Genomic DNA, 19,608 nt, shown 5'->3' with positions numbered 1-19,608 from the left:
AACAATCTGTGTATTATTGGATTTTATACAATCAATGAGCTTTAAAGAAAATTTTTCAAAAACATCTATACTACGTACTTCATTGGCTTTAGATAAATTACTACGTGTTACGCTTTTTCCAAATCCAAGATGATAAAACTTTTTCTTATGCGCATCAAGTATCCCTATCAAATCCCGAAGGCTTTCCCGATTAGATAACTGACCAAAAATCAGAACTAAAAGGTGATTCCAACAAGTAAATGATTTTACATATTTATTGCCTTCGTATTTATCGACTAAACAATCAAAAGCTCTCTTGGGCAGAAATCTACATAATTGAGTAAAAACGTAATGTCCATTGTGCATTCCTACTATCATTTTGTTACTTCTAACAAAAATAGAGATTTGAAATGTACACGTAAAAAAAACGAATATTATTAATTGCATATCAAATAATTACATCGCTTGTTAATGTTTTTTAGTGGACACTAGTGTATTGCATACGCCCAGTTGTGATATTTTGTTATGCGGGCGTATGCAATACGCCCCTACAGGCCTTCGATAGAAGTTGAATAATTTGATGCGTTTGCCCTGTATGCAATACAGATAACCTTTATCTTTGAAAATAAAGTTGTAATTTTGTACCACTTCAACTCATTGCTGAAGCATCATAATATGAATTATAAGATAATAAAGCTAAAACCCAAGAAAGAAGAATCTCTGAGACGCTTTCACCCGTGGATATTTTCGGGAGCAGTACAGCAAAAAGATAATGACCTCACCGAAGGAGAGGTGGTTTCCGTATATACAGCCAGTAACGAATTTATTGCCGTAGGGCATTATCAGATCGGAAGCATTGAGGTACGCGTCCTGTCTTTCGAAGAAGAGGAGATCAATCCTGATTTCTGGAAAAAGCGATTGAACTCCGCTTTAGAACTAAGAAAGTCGATAGGGCTGCTGTCTGCAGATAATAATTCATACCGTCTTGTTCATGGCGAGGGTGATGGTCTTCCCGGGCTGATTATAGACATATATGCCGAAACAGCTGTCATACAGTCGCACTCTGTGGGTATGCACGAATCGCGGATGATGATTTGTGACGCGTTAAAGGCTGTAATGGGAACCACGTTGAAGAATATATACTATAAGTCAGAAACGACATTGCCATATAAAGCCAATCTGGGAGCGGAAAACGAATATCTGTTCGGCGGTAAGGATGTCGCCGAGATTGCTTCTGAAAACGGACTGAAGTTCTATCCCGACTGGGTAAAGGGGCAAAAGACCGGCTTCTTTGTCGATCAGCGCGATAACAGGGCATTACTGGAGCGTTATGCTAAAGACCGTTCGGTACTGAACATGTTCTGTTATACAGGCGGGTTCTCGTTCTATGCTATGCGTGGAAATGCAAAGGTGGTGCATTCAGTCGATAGTTCCTCCAAAGCGGTGATGCTGACGAACAAGAATGTGGAGATTAACTTCCCGGATGATAAGCGGCATGAGGCTTTTGCAGAAGATGCATTCAAATACCTCGGCAATATAAATAAAGGCGATTACGACCTGATAATACTCGATCCTCCAGCCTTTGCAAAACACCGTGGAGCGATCAAGAATGCATTGCAGGGATATAAACGCCTGAATGCCGTCGCCTTTGATAAAATAGCTCCGGGGGGAATTGTCTTTACCTTCTCCTGCTCGCAGGTAATAACTAAAGAGGCATTCCGTCTGGCTGTATTCAGTGCGGCAGCCATGTCCGGCAGGAAAGTGCGCATACTACACCAGTTGAGTCAGCCGGCCGACCATCCTATCAATATATATCATCCGGAAGGGGAATATCTCAAGGGATTGGTATTGTATGTGGAATAAATGATGAGAAGATAGTATTATAAATATAAAGGAGCCGGTTATTATACGGCTCCTTTATATTTATAATAATTGTTTCTGATTACCAGGCGAATAATGGATATTCTTTCATGATTGCATTTACCTTCTCACGAACAGCCTTTACTGTCTGCTCATTTTCAGGATTTGAAAGAACAGTATCTATCATTTCCACGATCTCAGCCATCAGCGGTTCTTTCGCTCCACGTGTAGTGATGGCAGGTGTACCGAAGCGAAGTCCCGAAGTAAGGAAAGGACTACGGCTATCGAACGGAACCATGTTCTTATTCGTTGTGATATCCGCTTCTACAAGCGCTTTTTCAGCCAGCTTACCGGTCAGCTCGGGGAATTTAGGACGAAGATCTATTAGCATAGAGTGATTATCCGTACCACCCGATACTACCTTATACCCCTTATCTATAAATGCCTGAGCCATAGCGGCTGCGTTTTTCTTTACCTGTGTCTGATATACTTTATATGAAGGGTCGAGTGCCTCTGCAAACGAAACGGCTTTAGCGGCAATCACATGTTCCAGCGGGCCACCCTGTATTCCCGGGAATACAGCCGAGTCGAGCAGTGCAGACATCATACGTACCTCGCCTTTAGGCGTTTTCTTACCCCATGGATTTTCAAAATCTTTACCCAGTAGAATTGCTCCGCCACGAGGCCCACGAAGGGTCTTGTGAGTGGTGGTAGTCACTATATGGGCATGAGGCAGCGGATTATTCAGTAATCCGGCGGCAACAAGCCCGGCAGGATGTGCCATATCTACCATAAAGATTGCACCTATTTCGTCAGCTATCTTACGGATTCGCGCATAGTCCCAGTCACGGGAATAAGCCGAAGCTCCGGCGATGATTACTTTTGGTTTTTCGGTACGGGCAACCTGCTCCATTTGTTCGTAGTCTACCTGTTCGGTATCCTGGCGCACATTGTATTCAAGTGCGTGGAACATTAGTCCGGAAAAGTTTACGGGTGAACCATGCGAAAGGTGACCTCCATGTGACAGGTTTAGTCCCAGGAACTTATCTCCGGCCTGCATACAGGCGAGGAAAACAGCAGCGTTAGCCTGTGCTCCCGAATGAGGCTGTACATTAGCCCATTCCGCGCCGAATATTTCTTTCAAACGGTCGATGGCCAGTTGTTCACTAAGGTCTACTATTTCACATCCCCCATAATATCTTTTCCCCGGATAGCCTTCTGCATATTTGTTGGTTAGGCATGAACCCATTGCCTCCATTACCTGTTGGCTGACAAAGTTTTCCGATGCGATTAATTCGATTCCTTTCAGTTGTCGTTGATACTCTCTTTCGATAATATCAAAAATGGCTGTGTCTCTTTTCATAAGCAAATGAAATTTTTATGAGGTGAAAAAATTAAGGTCGCAGACCTGTTTATATTTTTGTAAATGCGGGAATTACACCTGCAATTATTGTTTATAGTTTTTACGACCACAAAGGTAACACAAAAAACAATTAATAATTAAGAATGAAAAATTAATAATTAGCTTTTATCAATTAACAGAGACCATGTCTTATTACTTATTAATTCCAATCAGTAGTTAAAGTAATTATTGTAGTATAATATTGTTCTATTTTATCTAACGCGCCTATCGGCTTGTTTTTCATTTTGCCTTGATGCAAAACGAAACAAAAAATCAAGGCTGCATCCCTCCGGCGCCCCAAAACCGCAGCTCCGGTGGGGCAAAATAATACGGAATCATTTTTAGTTGGATTATCAGCCGTGTATAGCAGCTACCCTATTTTGCCCTACACCTCCGCTTTACGGATTGGGTACCCCGCCTGCGGAATGAGGCCGTTACCGCGATGCGGCGACAGGACAGAGGCTCTTCATGCTTTAGCTCCACGTGCGTCAGCCCTTGCGCATTAGTGACGCAGGCGGGGTACCCAATCCGTTGCAGACGGCGTAGAATCAAACGGGGCGATAGCCCGTTTGTTTGATTCAGCCGTCAAAATGGTTTTGGGTCGCCGAGGAGCGAAGCGCTAGCCTTTTGGTTCGTTTTGGGCAATGCCAAAATGAACATTTAAGCGGAACGAAGTGCAGCTGAAAAAAATAGAACATTAAATCTCAACTACTGATTCGCATTATTACTTAAAACTTACTACTTGTTAAAAAGTAACAAAGGTTACACCTTTTCACTCATTTGCTAATATGCTAATTTACCAATCTGCTAATTAATTTTTCAAAGAACTAATAGCTATCAGCTAAAGGCTATTCGCTCTTATTCTATAGATAAACTTATTGATAGATAATCACATTCTAGTCCGTATCTTTCGACATGGCGCTGGGAGCAATACCAAAGTGCTTCGTAAAACAACGGGTAAAATATTTCGGGTCATTAAAGCCTACTTCATAGGCTATCTCCGAAATGGTCTTATTGCCTTTATTTTTTAGGATCAGTTCTCTGGCTATGGATAGCCGGAAATCACGGATAAAGTGGCTCGGGGGTTGCCCCGTAAGCATTTGCATCTTTTTGTTAAGCAGGCTCTGACTTACACCCATATCATTAACAAAGTTGCTCACATCATATTCTGTATTTATATAATTCTCTTTTATGATTTCCATTGCTTTTTTGAGGAACTTTTCGTCGTTCGAGTCTTCTGTGATGTTCAGTTCCTCCACATTCATGTACAGGCTGAATTTTCGTTGATATAGTTTGCGGATTTCCAGGATATTATTGATTCTTGTAAGTAGCAGTTCTTCATCGAAGGGTTTGGTAAGGAACTCGTCCGCGCCCATTTTATAGCTGCCGATTTGCGTTTCGATCGACGTCTTTGCTGTTAACATCAAAAATGGTATATGGGAAGTAGACATGTCCGATTTAACCTTCTGAGATAATTCGAGCCCGTCCATAACAGGCATCATCAGATCGCTGATGATGAAATCGATCGCTGTTGCTTTCAATACCTTTAAAGCTTCCTCTCCGTTTTCAGCCTCCGCCACTTTATAATAATCGGATAATATAGAACAGATATATTTACGCATATCCATATTATCCTCTACAACAAGTATTGTCAATCGTTGTTCTTTTTGCTCTGTTGCAGGAGTATATTCTCTGCTGTCGGCTACGGGAGGAATATAATTTTCCGTGAATGACTGTTGCTCAGAAGCAGATGCGGCAATGAGAGGTAACAATATCCGGAACGAGGCACCCTTTGTATGATTGTTTCTGGCTGCAATGCTGCCTTCGAGCAAGTTGACTATGTTTTTGCACAGATAGAGCCCGATACCTGTGCCACTTTGTCCGTAGACAGGGTATTTGGCGCGTGTGTCCGACTGGTAGAAGCGGTTGAAGATACGGTTGAGGTCTTCATCCTTAATGCCTATGCCCGAATCTCGTACGCAGATATACAATTTATCCTCTCTGTTACTTCCCGTGATGGTACTTACATACAGAGTTACACTTCCCCCATCGGGTGTAAATTTGATGGAATTGGCCAGCAGATTGGTTATCAGCTTTCGTATAGCCTCTTCGTCAAACATTATGCGGGGATGTGGCATCCTGTATACCCTTCTTATCTTTATACTTCGCTCATTTGCAAATGATTCGAACGGTATCAGGAGTTCATCCAGAAAATTGATGAGATTCCCCGCCGTCGGATTTACACTCATACTGTCCGATTCTACTTTCCTGAAGTCCATCAGTTGATTAACCAGTGACAGGAGATGTTTCGAGTTGCGGGACACATACTGTAATTGCTCTACTACCTTAGGGTTGGTACTCAGTTTCAAGGCTCTTTCTATAGGTCCTATAATAAGGGTAATAGGAGTGCGGAATTCATGAGTGATATTTGTAAAGAAAGACATTCTGTCGTCCATTGCTTCCTGCACTTTTTTCGACATTCCTATCAATTGTTTCCGTTGATAAGAAATCTTTTCATTCTGGTCTACAAGAATGGTATTTTGCAATTTTAGCTCTACCGCCTGTTCTTCCAGCAGTTTTTTCTGTTCTTCGAGTGCATGTGTCCGTTCCTCTACCTTTTTGTGTAATATTTCGCGTTGTTTCTTTAATGAATTTATACGCCATTTATATAATTGGATACCCAATACCAGCAGTAATATAATACATAAACTGATAAACCATATGGTCTTATAGAAAAACGGATGTATTTCTATTTCCAGCTCTGTTATGTTTTCAGACCAGTCCGAGGCTTTGGTCATGCACCTTACCTGAAGCCGGTAAGTGCCGGGACTGAGATTTGTATAACTTACAAAGCGGCGGTTAGAAGGTACGTCTATCCATTTATCGTCAAATCCTAAAAGCCTGTATGAATAGGCAACTGTCGATGGATTGTCATAATCGAGAGCCGAGAATTCGATAGAGAAAGATTTATCCTGTTCATGCAGATCAAGTTTTTTTGCATAGCTGATATCCTCTTTTATGTAATTGCCGCTATTGTACCACACAGTCTGATTTAGTATTTGCAGTTTGGTAAATGTTACCCCTCTCTGCTCTTTCGATGCATACCGGGAATTCCCTTGCAGCTCTGTGAGCCCTGTCATACTCCCGAAATACAGGTTCTTGCTGACAGGTGATTTGAAAGAAGCATTCCAGTAAAACTGATGATTGGCAAGTCCGTCGTCTTTGGTATAGTTTACAAATCTTTCAGTCTGTGGATTGAATGATGACATGCCCCGTCCCGTACTTATCCAGAGCAGTCCCTGCTCGTCTTCCAGTATCCCGAATACGGCATTGTTAACCAGACCTTGTACCATCGTATATGTACGGGAAATATACTTGCCATTTATTTCCTCTATCTTGCATATTCCATATCCGTTACTGCCTACCCATATTGTATTGTCGTGTGCCTGAAAGATGCATGTGATGTTTTTCAGAAACAGTTTATTGACTTCCTGTTCATTCAGAGAAACAAATCGTGCTGCGAATTTTTTGGTACGCTCATCATATGCATTGAGGTCTACCTGTATCAAACCTTCAGAGCAACCCAGCCAGAGCCTGTTCTTTTTGTCTATGGCGCTTCCCAGTGTACCCCATATGTTTTGGTTCATATTGTCGGGTAAAGGGATTTCGAGGCTGTTGTTATGTATATCGTACCAATAGACTGCCCTGTTGGTTCCTATCCACATACCATTATTCACCGGGTCGTACTTGAGGATTCCAATAAAACTGGAATTGGGATTTATATATTTATAGGAAATGGCAGGGAGTTTACTTTCATTCAGTATGCTTATTGCTCCACCCCATGTGCCTATCCATAAATTTCCGTCATTATCTTCTTCCAGTACACTTACACTATTATGACTGAGTAATCCCGGACCGGCCATATAATGAGTAAAGGAAGACTCCCCTTTTTTCATCAGGTTCAGTCCGCCTTCCACACTTCCTACCCATAAGTTGCCATTACGTGTTTCCAGAATGGCATTGACAGGGTTAGGTGATATACTGCCCTTGTCGGAATTACTATGGATATAATTTTTTACGGCCAATTTGCGTAAAGTCATTTTATTGATACCTCCCGATTCGGTCCCTATCCAGAGATTATCGCCATCAGCCAGCAAACAATTTATAAAGTCACTGCTCAGCGATTCCTCTTCACTATTGTGAGTGATATGTTCGAATCCGTCAGTAACGGGATTGTAAATGTTTAATCCCCGTAACGTTCCCGCTATGATAGACCCGTTTACAATATTTAGGTCTGTAACCATATTCTGGGAAATGGAATATTGGTTCAGAGGATTGTGTAGGTAATGTACCGGAGGCTGATTTATATCATTGTATCTGAACAGTCCGTCTTCTGTGGCCATCCATATTGCGTTATCTTTTTTCAGAATATTCGAGATAAAGAGATTCGATGATATGCTGAAATGTGTTGAGACGAGTTGTAAATTGAGCTTTCCACTTTGTCCTTCCGTTATTTTATAGACAGCCCCGTCGTTTCCGGCCCATATTTCATTGTCTATTTCACTGATGCATGTAAACCTGTAAGGAGAGCCTTTTTGCACGGTTGTATATATGCGCTGTATATTGCCTTTGGTATCGAATTCCAGTTTATACATGTTTTCTGTCGAAACCACCCAGATACTGCCTTTCCTGTCTTTAAATATTGTAATAGCCGGGGTATCTGATACAGTACCGAATAAATTATCTGTATGCGAAATAGTCGACTTCTTCATGGTTTTGAGATCTATGATGTCTATACCATTATTAGATGTTGTCCACAATCGGTTGAAATTGTCTTCCACGACCTTCCGTATAAAATTACTCTTAAGAAAGAGAGGTGAACTGTTTACATTGAAATTTATAAATTCATAACCATCGTATCGTGACAAGCCTCCTCCCTGAGTAGCTACCCAGATAAATCCGTGACTGTCCTTGAATATGTCATCTACAAAATTTACAGGAAGTCCTTCATCTATGCTGATGGTACTGAATATATATTTTGATGAAATATTATTTTGCCCTGTCGCCTTTGGTATAGACAATAGAGATATAATGATACTGCTTATTATTATAAGTGTATTTTTCATGTAAACTGATTTTGGTTGAGTAAAGTTAGTAATAAAAAATTAAAAATGTATTTTTTACACTTAAATACTAGTTTGTCCACCTTTTATATTTATTTGTCCACCATTCTAAGGCTTTCACATGCATATATTTGTCAAAGAAATAAAAAAAGAACAATCAAAAGTTAACCTGATTCCAACCAAAGAATCTTGCTTTTTTGAGAAATAAAGTATTAAAAACCATGAAAATATTGAAACTTATCTTTCTTTTTTGTATTGCCGTATCTAATATACATGGTTCGGTGCAGGATACGATTTTCCGTATAACAGGCAACCCTGTTTTTACACATAAATATACAGCCGATCCTGCAGCATTGGTACACAACGACAGGCTATACATATATGCGGGTCATGACGAATGTCCCCCTCCCCATAATCATTATACACTGAACGAGTGGCTTGTATTCTCGTCGGATGATATGATAAACTGGACAGAGCATGCAGTTCCGCTACGGGCAAAAGATTTTGCATGGGCAAAGGGTGAAGCATGGGCTTCACAGGTTATCGAACGTGATGGTAAATTCTATTGGTATGTAACTGTAGAGCATGGAACTATACCCGGTAAGTCTATAGGTGTGGCGGTCGCTGACAATCCGCTCGGGCCGTTTAAGGACGCCAGAGGTTCAGCGCTGATAACTAACGATATGACTACAGCCTACACTTCGATAGGATGGGATGATATAGATCCTACGGTATGGATAGATGATGATGGCCAGGCATATTTGTTCTGGGGAAATACGCAATGCTACTATGCAAAACTGAAGGAAAATATGATTGAACTGGATAGTCCGGTAATGACAGTCGATTTGCCAAACTTTACAGAAGCGCCATGGATACACAAATATAATGGATGGTATTACCTGTCATACGCACAGTATTTCCCCGAAAAACTGGGATATGCTATGAGCAGAAGTATAAACGGGCCTTGGGAATACAAAGGCATACTGAATGAGATCGCAGGCAATTCCAATACCAATCATCAGGCAATAGTCGAATTCAAAGGGCAGTGGTATTTCATATATCACAATGGTGCAATACCGACACAAGGAGGGAGTTTCCGCCGTTCGGTCTGTATCGACCGCCTGCATTATAATGAAGACAATACTATAAAACGGATACAAATGACATCAGAAGGGGTTTTAGGCGTTAAATAAGGTAGTGAGGATAAAGCCTGTATGGGCTTGTCCTCACTTTTGGATACCTCTCCTTTCTAAAAGACTAATAATTCACAACTTATAACTTATCATGAAAAAAAATCTACTGTTTTATTTATCTCTTTTTGTTTGCATAACGGTATTCTCACAGCAAAAGGCGGAGATAGTCGTTAAATCGAACGCCGGAAAATACAAGATCGACAAACATATATACGGTCATTTTTCCGAGCACCTTGGACGTTGCATCTATGACGGGCTCTGGGTAGGGGAAGATTCTCATATCCCTAATGTAAATGGTGTACGCAAGGATATTATCGATGCGTTAAAACATATTAAAATACCGAATCTTCGTTGGCCGGGCGGCTGCTTTGCCGATGAGTATCACTGGATGGACGGAATAGGTGCAAGAGCAGACCGTCCTAAAATGGTAAATACTCACTGGGGTGGGGTAGTAGAAGACAATAGTTTTGGTACGCACGAATTCCTTAATCTTTGTGAAGCACTGGGAACAGAACCATATATCTGTGGGAATATGGGAAGCGGCACAGTAGAAGAAATGTCTAAATGGGTGGAATACATCACTTTTGACGGGGAAAGCCCGATGTCGAACCTTCGTAAGAAGAACGGACGCGAAAAACCGTGGAAAGTAACCCTGTGGGGCGTTGGTAATGAGAATTGGGGCTGCGGAGGAAACATGACTCCGGAAGGCTATGCCGAAAATTACCGCCGTTATGCTACTTATTGCCGCAACTACGGAGAAAACAGACTGTACAAAGTTGCCGGAGGCCCTAACGTAGACGATTACCGCTGGATGGAAGTGATGATGAAAAACATACCGCATCACATGATGTCGGGTGTATCTGTTCACAATTATACATTTACTTACAAGTGGGAAGATAAAGGAAACGCGCTGGGCTTCAATGAAGATGAGTATTTTTCATTACTGGAACATGGTATGCGTATGGATGAGATAGTGACAAAACATGCCGCCATAATGGATAAATACGATCCTGAAAAGAAAATAGCCATGATAGTAGACGAATGGGGTGCATGGTATAATGTGGAGCCGGGAACCAATCCGGGATTCCTGTATCAGCAAAATACCCTGCGCGATGCTTTACTGGCGGGAACTATCCTGAATATTTTCCATAAACATGCTGACAGGGTGCGTATCGCTAATATTGCGCAATTGGTCAATGTGCTACAGGCCTTGTTTCTTACAGAAGGTGACAAAATGCTGCTGACTCCTACCTATCATGTGTTTGATATGTACAAAGTGCATCAGGATGCAACCATGCTGCCGCTCGATATTATAAGTCCTTCATACAGTCGTCTGGGTAAGGAAATCAATTCGGTATCGGCTTCGGCATCGAAAGATAGCGACGGAAAAATACATGTGTCAATTGTGAATATCGATCCTAGCCAATCGGTGGATATAACATGTACTATTAAAGACCTGAAAAACGGCCGTTTCGTTTCCGGTAATATAATTACTGCACCCAAAACAGATTCTCACAATACATTCGAAAAGCCAAACGAAGTAGAGTTGAAGGATTTTAAAGATGCAGCAGTGAAAAATGATGTATTAACGGTGAAAATCCCGGCTAAGTCAGTAGTAACTATAGAATTGAATTAACTCACAAACTTGCGGTTAAATTAACTATGAAAACAATTTTCAATATCCTGTTTTTAGGATGCTGTACTTTTCTTGTATCCTGTACTCAGAAGCCGTTTGAGCCGAAAGCCAACGTAAATCCGTGGGCTGACGATTATTCGGGCATTTCTGAAATGAAGGATTATAAGCAATGGGGTACCTACAATGTACACGATCCGTCGTGCCTGCTGATAGGGGATACATATTATATGTATTCTACCGACGCTATTTATAAAGAAGACAGCGCGGCTATGAAGAAAGATAATCTGCCTTTTGGATATATACAGGTCCGTAAATCGAAAGACCTTGTTAACTGGGAATTTTCCGGATGGGCCTTTAAGGAAATTCCACAGGAAGCCAAAGACTGGGTTTTGGATAATAACAATGGTAAAGGCGCAACCAATATATGGGCACCCTACATTGTAGAATATAAAGGGAAATACCGCTTGTATTACAGCGTTTCAGCTTTTGCCAAACAGGTGTCTTATATCGGTATGGCTGAATCCGCATCGCCCGAAGGCCCCTGGGAGCTAAAAGGCTGTGTGGTGAAAACGAAGACTGGTGATGTAATGAACGCTATCGACCCTAGTATTGTAACCAATCCGGACAACGGAGAACAATGGATGCATTACGGCTCTTATTTCGGCGGGCTGCACTGCGTGCAACTGAATCCCGAAACAGGACTTACGCTTAATGACGGGGATCAGGGACATCTTACTGCCCGCCGTTTCGACGGTAAGAAAAACAATATAGAAGCACCTGAAATAATCTATAACCCCGGGCTGAAGAAATACTTTCTGTTTGTCTCCTATGACCCGTTAATGACAACTTATAACGTGCGTGTAGGCCGCTCCGACAAGCCCGAAGGCCCTTTCACAGATTTCTTCGGAGTTGATATGCGCGAAGAGGCGGATAACTTTCCTATTCTGACTTATCCTTATCAGTTCCGCAACCACATTGGCTGGGCCGGTACAGCCCATTGCTGTGTATTCGCAGACAAAGACGGTAAGTACTATATGGCTCATCAGGCACGCTTGCGCCCCGAAAATCATATGATGGATCTGCATGTGAGAGACATGTACTGGACTGCCGACGGCTGGCCGGTAGTATCTCCGGAAAGATATGCAGCTACCCCGCAGCAGCAGATAAATGAGAGTGATCTTATGGGTGATTGGGAAATAATAGTTATCCACGGTGATGCTCCTGACAGGGATTTGTTTGCCGGACAGATATTATGGGGTGAAAACCATCTGAGAGATAATGAAGAGAATAAATCGGATGTAATCACTTTAAACAAAGATATGTCGCTGAGTGGTAATCTATCCGGCAGATGGTCGTTTGATAAAGCGAATGTTCTGAAACTGGATATTTCTGGAGAGGTATGCAATGTACAGGTATTTATGGGACAGGACTGGGAAAACCAGGCTCAGACTATTTTGTTTACGGGACTCAATTCCAAAGGATATTCCATTTGGGGAAAAAGAGTAAAATAATAAATGAAAATTAGAAAAATAATCTTATGCCTTTGTGACTCTAAATCTATTGAAAAACAGTAATATACTGTGTTAACCGAAATGTTTTTCTGAGCAGTGTATACTGCACAAAAAAGAATTATTAATCATTAATCTAAGTTATATGCAAAAAGTTAAAAAATGGGCGCCATTGATCATGGCAGCATTTACAATCCTTTTGTGTGCTTCATGTCAGGACTGGGGTGAAACAGATCCCCCTTCAGGCAATCAGGTTTATCCTAAACTGGAAAAGATAGTTACTTATTCCTTCGAGGAGGAAATCGACCCTGCAATTATCCAACTCTATGCCTATAGTGATGGCAATACCCCCACACTGGTAAATGATGAAGAACGCAAAAGTAGTGTGCTCCATTTGAATGGTGGATATGCACATATCGATAATCCGCTCAATAGCGTGAAAGCTCAAAATGGAGTTTCACTCACATTCTGGATGAAACAAGTAGTTCAAACAGGAGAAAACTCCGAACAGGATTTGGATGGGGCACTATTCTCTTTCCAAAACGAGAATGGCACTCAGAAATTCTTCTTCACAGCTAATGGCTGGCTGAGTTATGATGGTATTGACGGAAAATACGAGGACAACAACCCTTCAGGCTATAAAACCGGATTGCTTACAGCCGGTGAATGGCATTATGTGGCAATGACAATCCGGGACAACGGATATGTTATATATGTCGACGGACAGAAGAAAATAGATAAGGAAGTCACCGGATTTGATTTTTCAAAGATTGTTCAGTTCATGGCTTCCGTACCTTCTTTATATCTGGGTTATGGCTCAGGCAGTGAAACGAAGGAATGGATGCTTGACGATCTCACTATCTACCGTAATCAGATTACCGACAGTCAGATAAAAGTACCGGGAACAGGCGGTGAAGAGGAAGAAAATAATTACATCATTGTAGGTAACGAAGATATGTCTACCCCTTGGTGGTCGGCTTTCTCCGATCTTGTAACAATGCAGGGTGACCAGACTATGCATTTCGGTTTCTATAACTACACCAGTGGTACTGATAACTGGAAGAACTGGTTGGTGGTTCTCACCAATGGAAAGAATAGAGATGAAGCCGGTTATGCGGAATATTTCGTATTGCGTGCCGATGCTTACGGATGGGGAGACAGCAATTATATAGGAGGGAATATATCACATAACTTTAATTTTGACGATGGTAGCTTTGTCAATGATATGAAAGGCGCTTATGTAGATCTGACTATCAAACGTACAGGCAACCGAATAGATATTAAGGCTGTAGTTACCTCAATCGCAGGTACAGTATATAATTATACCTTCTTCTATGAGGGAAGTCTTGCTGATAATATCGGTGCATTCCTGACCTGTGAAGGCTCATATCTGGCAATCGATCCGGAAACGGTATATGTAGGCCAGCAATATGCACCGGATACCTATCTGGTTGGTCCGGCAGATCTAAGTGCGGGCTGGTGGTCGTATTTCTCAAATTTCTCCTTGATTAAAACAAATCCTTTTGTTTATACATTCATTAATAACACCAGTGGTGCCGCAAACTGGAACAACTGGCTACTGGTTGTTACCAATGGTAAAGACAGAGGTGAATCCGGTTATGCGGAATATTTCGTATTACGAGCCGATGCTTTCGGATGGGGGCCTGAAGGCTCTAACTACAATGCCGCGAATATATCTGCAAGTTATGATTGGGATAGTTTTGCCACGCAAATGAAAGGAGCATATTGTATGATAATACTGAGACGCAGTGGAGACCGTCTGGATATGACAGCTAAGGTAACCACGGCTGATGGCGTGAAACTGGGTGACTACACATTCTTCTATGAGGGAATTACCACTACCGATGTAGGAGCATTTCTTACTGTAGAGGGAGCCAGTCTGAATATGCGTACGGTAGGATACTATCCGTTCTTGAATGCTACCGAATAATAAATCAATAAAATGTTATATATGAAAAATAAACGAACAAATGGAAAAGCACCGTGGAGCAATTTGCTCCTGCGGTTGCTGCCAATAGTTGTTTTGATGCTGGTTGGACAAAACGCATGGGCGCAATCCAGACAGGTGACAGGTATCGTAAAAGATATTACCGGAGAGACCGTTATCGGGGCCAGTGTCGTTGAAAAAGGGACTACCAACGGTACTATTACAGATGACGATGGTGGCTTCAGATTGACAGTCAGCAATGACAACGCTATATTGGTGTTTTCATTCATAGGCTTTCAGCCACAGGAAATAAGCGTGAAAGGAAAGACTATAATAAATGTGACAATGAGAGAAGACTCCGAATTGTTGAGTGAAGTAGTCGTAGTCGGCTATGGCGCACAGAAAAAGGAGAGTGTTATAGGAGCTATTTCGCAGTTAAATACTAAAGACATACTACAATCGCCGGCAGCCAACGTATCACAAGCTATTGCCGGTAAGATTAGCGGTGTTGTCACATCTCAGACTTCAGGTGCACCGGGTGCAGATGATACACAGATCTATATACGTGGACGTGCTACCTTTGCGGGTGATGCTCAGCCACTTATCCTTGTTGATGGTATCGAACGTCCGTTCTCACAGATTGCGCCGGACGATATCGAAACTATTTCCGTATTGAAAGATGCTTCTGCCACAGCAGTATATGGTGTGCGTGGCGCAAATGGTGTCATGCTGATCACCACCAAGAGAGGCAAGGAACAAAAACCGGAAGTAAGCCTGACAGCTAATTGGCAGATACAAAGCCCTACACGCAAAAATACTTATCTGAACTCTTATGAGTCGGTGACATTGCTCGAAGAAGCATTGGCGAATGATGGGTTACCTTCCCAGTTTTCTGCCAGTGATATTGAGATGTATCGTAAATCGAGTGCGGGTCAATTGAGCGGATTAGACGCTATGCTCTATCCAAATGTGGATTGGTATGATGAAGTATTGAAAAGTACAGCTCCTGCACAGCGTTACAATGTAAGTGTACGTGGGGGGACCAAACGCATGCGTTACTACGCCTCAGGTGAATTTTATGATCAGTCATCTTTGGTTAAGAACTTAAGTAACAATGTATATGGTAACAGTTCAAGTCCTCATTATCGCCGTTACTCTTTCCGGGCCAATACCGACTTCTTCCTGACTAAGGATTTAACTTTCTCCGTAAACTTCGGTACCCGTTTCGAGGAACGTAAAGGTTCCAATACCGAAGAACGAAATGATTACAGCGAGACATTCTATGAACTGAATCATACTCCGGGCTGGCTTTTCCCTGTATCTTATACGGTACAGAACGGAGAAGAAGCAAAAACCCTTTATGGAGGAAGTTCACAGTACCAGAACAACATCGTAGCCGCATTGGCCGAAGGTGGTTACTACCGTGCGGTAAATACCATCAATGAAACCAATTTTATCGTAGACTATAAACTGGGATGGCTGACCGAAGGATTAAGTGCCAAAGCAATGCTTTCGTTTGACTATGAAAACTATCATACCAATCTTTATTCAGCAGGCTTTGCTACTTACGAATTGAATGATCGTGACAACTATACATCTATCGATGCGTATAATCAGTTTAATAAAGATACCGAATTGGCATTTATAGAGGAAGGGAGTTTGAGAGATTCGCAAAAATTTAAGTCTATCTATAAACTCTATATGGAGGCTCAGGTGAATTATGCCCGCAAGTTCGGCAAGCATGATGTAACTGCCATGATGTTGTATATGCAGAATGACTATCGTTATAAATCGGATCTGGCGCAGCGTTACCAGGGTTTGGTAGGGCGTGTTACATACGGTTATGACGACCGTTATCTTGCCGAGTTCAATGCCGGATACAACGGTTCCGAAAACTTTATGCGAGGCAAACGCTTTGGCTTTTTCCCTTCATTCTCATTGGGATGGCGTATTGCTAACGAAGAGTTTATGAAGGGTACCGAAAACTGGTTGGATAACCTGAAGCTTCGTGCTTCTTACGGGCAGGTAGGTAACGATATATATCAGATCAACGGTGTAAGGCAGCGTTTCTTATATGAACAAAAATGGTCGCAGATAGCGAATGACTATTACTTAGGAACCACAGGAAAGAGTGGTATCTATGAAGCTCAGTATCCTAATTATGGAGTTACATGGGAACGCGCTCATAAATATAATCTTGGACTTGAGTTCGGCTTGTTTGGTAGCCGACTCAACGGTAATATCGATGTTTTCTATGAAAAACGTAACGATATATTGACTGAATACCTTACCCGCCCGCAGTGGGTAGGTGTTGCCATGGCAGCAGGGAATCTGGGCAAGACAAAAAATAGCGGTTACGAAATAGAGTTGAAATACAATGACCGTATAGGTAAAGACCTTCATTATTCTGTTGGCCTGACGTACTCTCATGCCCGCAACGAAATTCTGGATATGGACGAGCCTGAATTGAAAACCGAATATCGTAAGCGTGAAGGTCACCCTATCAACCAATACTTTGGACTGATGTGTGACGGATTCGTTACACAAGCCGACATTGACAGTGGCGACCTTCCGGTTTCTACTTTCGGCGATGTACAGGTGGGTGATCTCAAATACCGTGATATGAATGGAGACGGCTTTATTGACGAGAGGGACGAGACCTTTATAGGCAGAAGCGATATCCCTGAAAATATATATGCGCTGACACTAGGACTCAACTGGAAAAACTGGGGATTCAGTGTGATGTTCCAGGGGGTTGATAATGTGAGCCGTTATTATGATGCAGAAGCGATGTTTGCTTTTGTAAACGGAGGAAAGGTGAAGGAGCATCATCTCGATCGCTGGAATCCGTCACAAAGTGAAGCTTATAATCTCGCAAATGCCAAATATCCATTGTTGCACTATAATAACTATGGCGATCATAATCAGCGTCAAAACTCATTCTTCTTGAAAAACGGAGCTTTTGTCCGTTTGAAAAATATAGAGTTAAGTTATACTTTGCCAACCAACTGGGCAGGCAAAGTAGGAATGAGTGACTGTCGGCTGTTTATTAATGCTAACAACCTGATAACCTGGGATGATCTGGATGGCTTGACAGATCCTGAAAGTAATGGATCTAACCGTTACCCGATTATGAAGACTCTGAATTTTGGTGTAAATATTAAATTCTGATAGAACATGAAGAAAACAATTATATATAGCTTATTTGCTGTCTGTATCGCTACTTTCACACTGACTTCATGCGAAGACGCTTTCGGTAATTTTCTGGACAAACAGCCCAGTAATGAACTAACCGAAGAAGAAGTGTTTAGCGACTGGAACCTGATGGTGGAATTCCACTATGATACTTATAATTTTTTACGCCATGGAGCTAGCCGTATAAAAGATTCCTGGTTAGATTCGGCTACGGATTTGGCCGAGACCAGTTATTCTACAGGTGGGGTGAGAACTACTTTTAATATCGGAAACTATTATGGTTCGGCAGGCGAAGCGGAACTTACTGCTACATGGGAGCATCATTATCGTGCTATCCGTAAATGTAACATGATCATTACCCGTATAGAGAGTGTACCAAAAGAGCCTTCTCTGAGCGATACGAAATACAAGGAGGATAAATTGCATTATACATCGGAAGCCCGTTTCCTGCGCGCCTATTTTTATTGGGAACTATTCCTGCGTTATGGGGCAATTCCGATTGTGACCGAAGTTCTCGATCCGAATGGCGACTTGCTGAGTAATTATATTAATCGCCCGACAGTGAAGGAGTACGTCGTAGATTTTATCCTGAAAGAATTGAAAGAATGCGAAGCCGGATTGCTGACATATGACAGCGCTTGGGATTCGAGTCAGGCCGGACGCATCGGCCAGCCTATGGCACGGGCCCTGTATTCACGCATAATGCTTTATATGGCTAGTCCGCGTTTCAGCGCCGAATCTGGTATCACATGGCAGCAGGCCGCTGATGCAGCAAAAAGTTTTATTGATGATTACGGCGCAAATTTCAGCCTGTTTACGACTACGGATGCCGATGGGAATGCTTTGGGTGTAGAGTCATATACTAATGCATTGTTGAGGACTGCGTATTCCGGAAATAATAAGGAAGTGATTTTTTATCGCAATGATGTAGTTATAAATTGGGATGCAATAAAGAATGATACTCCTGTAGGCGAAGGTGGTAACGGAGGGCTTTGTCCGTCGCAAAATTTAGTGGATATGTACGATATGGCAGATGGTTCTTCACCATTTGCTCAGTACGATCTTACCGGTGCTCCGGTATATAGTAACAATACTCCGGCTGTAAATGCCGCTAGTGGATACAATGATACCAAACCTTGGACAAACCGTGATCCGCGTCTGGCTGCAACTATTCTCTACAATGGAGTAAAATGGGGTAATGGCAATATCAACGTAGTATCAGGTCAGAGGGACAACCCTATAGGTAATACCAATGCAACTCCGACAGGCTACTATGTGCGCAAGTATATTCCTGAAACTATTCTGAGTGCAGAACATTCTCAGAGCGCTTACCGCTTGTGGACTATCATGCGTTACGCGGAAATCCTGCTCAACTATGCAGAAGCATTGAACGAGGCGCAAGGCCCCGGTACGGAAGTGTATAATATGCTGGATAAGATACGTCACCGCGCGGGTATCAGTGGAAAGATAGCAGACCGTAGCGATTTGACGTCTTCTAAAGACAATATGCGTAACTTCATTCATAAGGAACGTACTGTGGAACTTGCTTTCGAAGAACATCGCGCATGGGATGTCCGTCGCTGGAATGTTGCTGTAGAAGCACTATCGCGTCCTATCTATGGCGTAAATGTAAGTGCAGACGGAACTATTACGCGTAAGGTGGCTCAGAGCCGGGTGTTTGAGAACAAGATGTATCTCTATCCTATACCGGAAGGGGAAGTTTGGAAAACAGGCATTGAAAATAATCCGGGTTGGTAATCCTTA

General features: G+C 42.2%; 10 protein-coding genes. 7 read left to right on the top strand and 3 right to left on the bottom strand.

Going from position 1 to position 19,608, the window contains the following annotated elements:
- Positions 1 to 357: DUF4372 domain-containing protein (locus tag HMPREF9455_RS06870; protein WP_044215536.1), on the bottom strand; the 357-nt coding region annotated here is incomplete at its 3' end.
- 297 nt (positions 358 to 654) lie between these two features.
- Here HMPREF9455_RS06870 and HMPREF9455_RS06865 point away from each other — a divergent pair.
- Positions 655 to 1,842 (top strand): class I SAM-dependent rRNA methyltransferase, encoded by a 1,188-nt coding sequence (locus tag HMPREF9455_RS06865; protein ID WP_044215534.1) that lies wholly within the window; start codon positions 655 to 657, stop codon positions 1,840 to 1,842.
- Between the two features lie 79 nt (positions 1,843 to 1,921).
- Here HMPREF9455_RS06865 and glyA read toward each other — a convergent pair whose 3' ends face one another.
- Positions 1,922 to 3,202, bottom strand: a complete 1,281-nt coding sequence (gene glyA, locus HMPREF9455_RS06860) for a serine hydroxymethyltransferase (protein ID WP_006798907.1) — start codon at positions 3,200 to 3,202, stop codon at positions 1,922 to 1,924.
- Between the two features lie 935 nt (positions 3,203 to 4,137).
- The gene (locus tag HMPREF9455_RS06855; protein WP_006798906.1) at positions 4,138 to 8,367 is read right to left on the bottom strand and encodes a hybrid sensor histidine kinase/response regulator transcription factor; all 4,230 of its coding nucleotides are present in this window, start codon (positions 8,365 to 8,367) and stop codon (positions 4,138 to 4,140) included.
- A gap of 218 nt (positions 8,368 to 8,585) precedes the next feature.
- Here HMPREF9455_RS06855 and HMPREF9455_RS06850 point away from each other — a divergent pair, with 218 nt between their 5' ends.
- The 6 genes from HMPREF9455_RS06850 to HMPREF9455_RS06825 all read left to right on the top strand — a co-directional run bounded on the left by HMPREF9455_RS06850 (position 8,586) and on the right by HMPREF9455_RS06825 (position 19,602).
- Complete coding sequence (locus tag HMPREF9455_RS06850; protein WP_006798905.1) at positions 8,586 to 9,557, top strand: glycoside hydrolase family 43 protein; 972 nt, start codon at positions 8,586 to 8,588, stop codon at positions 9,555 to 9,557.
- A 91-nt stretch (positions 9,558 to 9,648) separates the two neighbouring features.
- Entirely contained in the window at positions 9,649 to 11,193 is a 1,545-nt protein-coding gene (locus tag HMPREF9455_RS06845) for an alpha-N-arabinofuranosidase (RefSeq protein ID WP_006798904.1), read from the top strand.
- A 26-nt stretch (positions 11,194 to 11,219) separates the two neighbouring features.
- Entirely contained in the window at positions 11,220 to 12,704 is a 1,485-nt protein-coding gene (locus tag HMPREF9455_RS06840; protein ID WP_006798903.1) for an arabinan endo-1,5-alpha-L-arabinosidase, read from the top strand.
- 142 nt (positions 12,705 to 12,846) lie between these two features.
- Entirely contained in the window at positions 12,847 to 14,652 is a 1,806-nt protein-coding gene (locus tag HMPREF9455_RS06835) for a LamG-like jellyroll fold domain-containing protein (protein ID WP_006798902.1), read from the top strand.
- 21 nt (positions 14,653 to 14,673) lie between these two features.
- Entirely contained in the window at positions 14,674 to 17,820 is a 3,147-nt protein-coding gene (locus tag HMPREF9455_RS06830) for a SusC/RagA family TonB-linked outer membrane protein (protein WP_006798901.1), read from the top strand.
- Between the two features lie 6 nt (positions 17,821 to 17,826).
- A complete protein-coding gene (locus HMPREF9455_RS06825; RefSeq protein WP_006798900.1) occupies positions 17,827 to 19,602 on the top strand; it encodes a RagB/SusD family nutrient uptake outer membrane protein in 1,776 nt (591 codons plus the stop codon).
- Positions 19,603 to 19,608 lie beyond the last annotated feature (6 nt).

Origin of the sequence: Dysgonomonas gadei ATCC BAA-286, from assembly GCF_000213555.1 — a bacterium.
Lineage (GTDB): Bacteria > Bacteroidota > Bacteroidia > Bacteroidales > Dysgonomonadaceae > Dysgonomonas > Dysgonomonas gadei.
The sequence above is the reverse complement of the archived record's forward strand: the minus strand, read 5'-3'. Positions and strand labels throughout refer to the sequence as shown.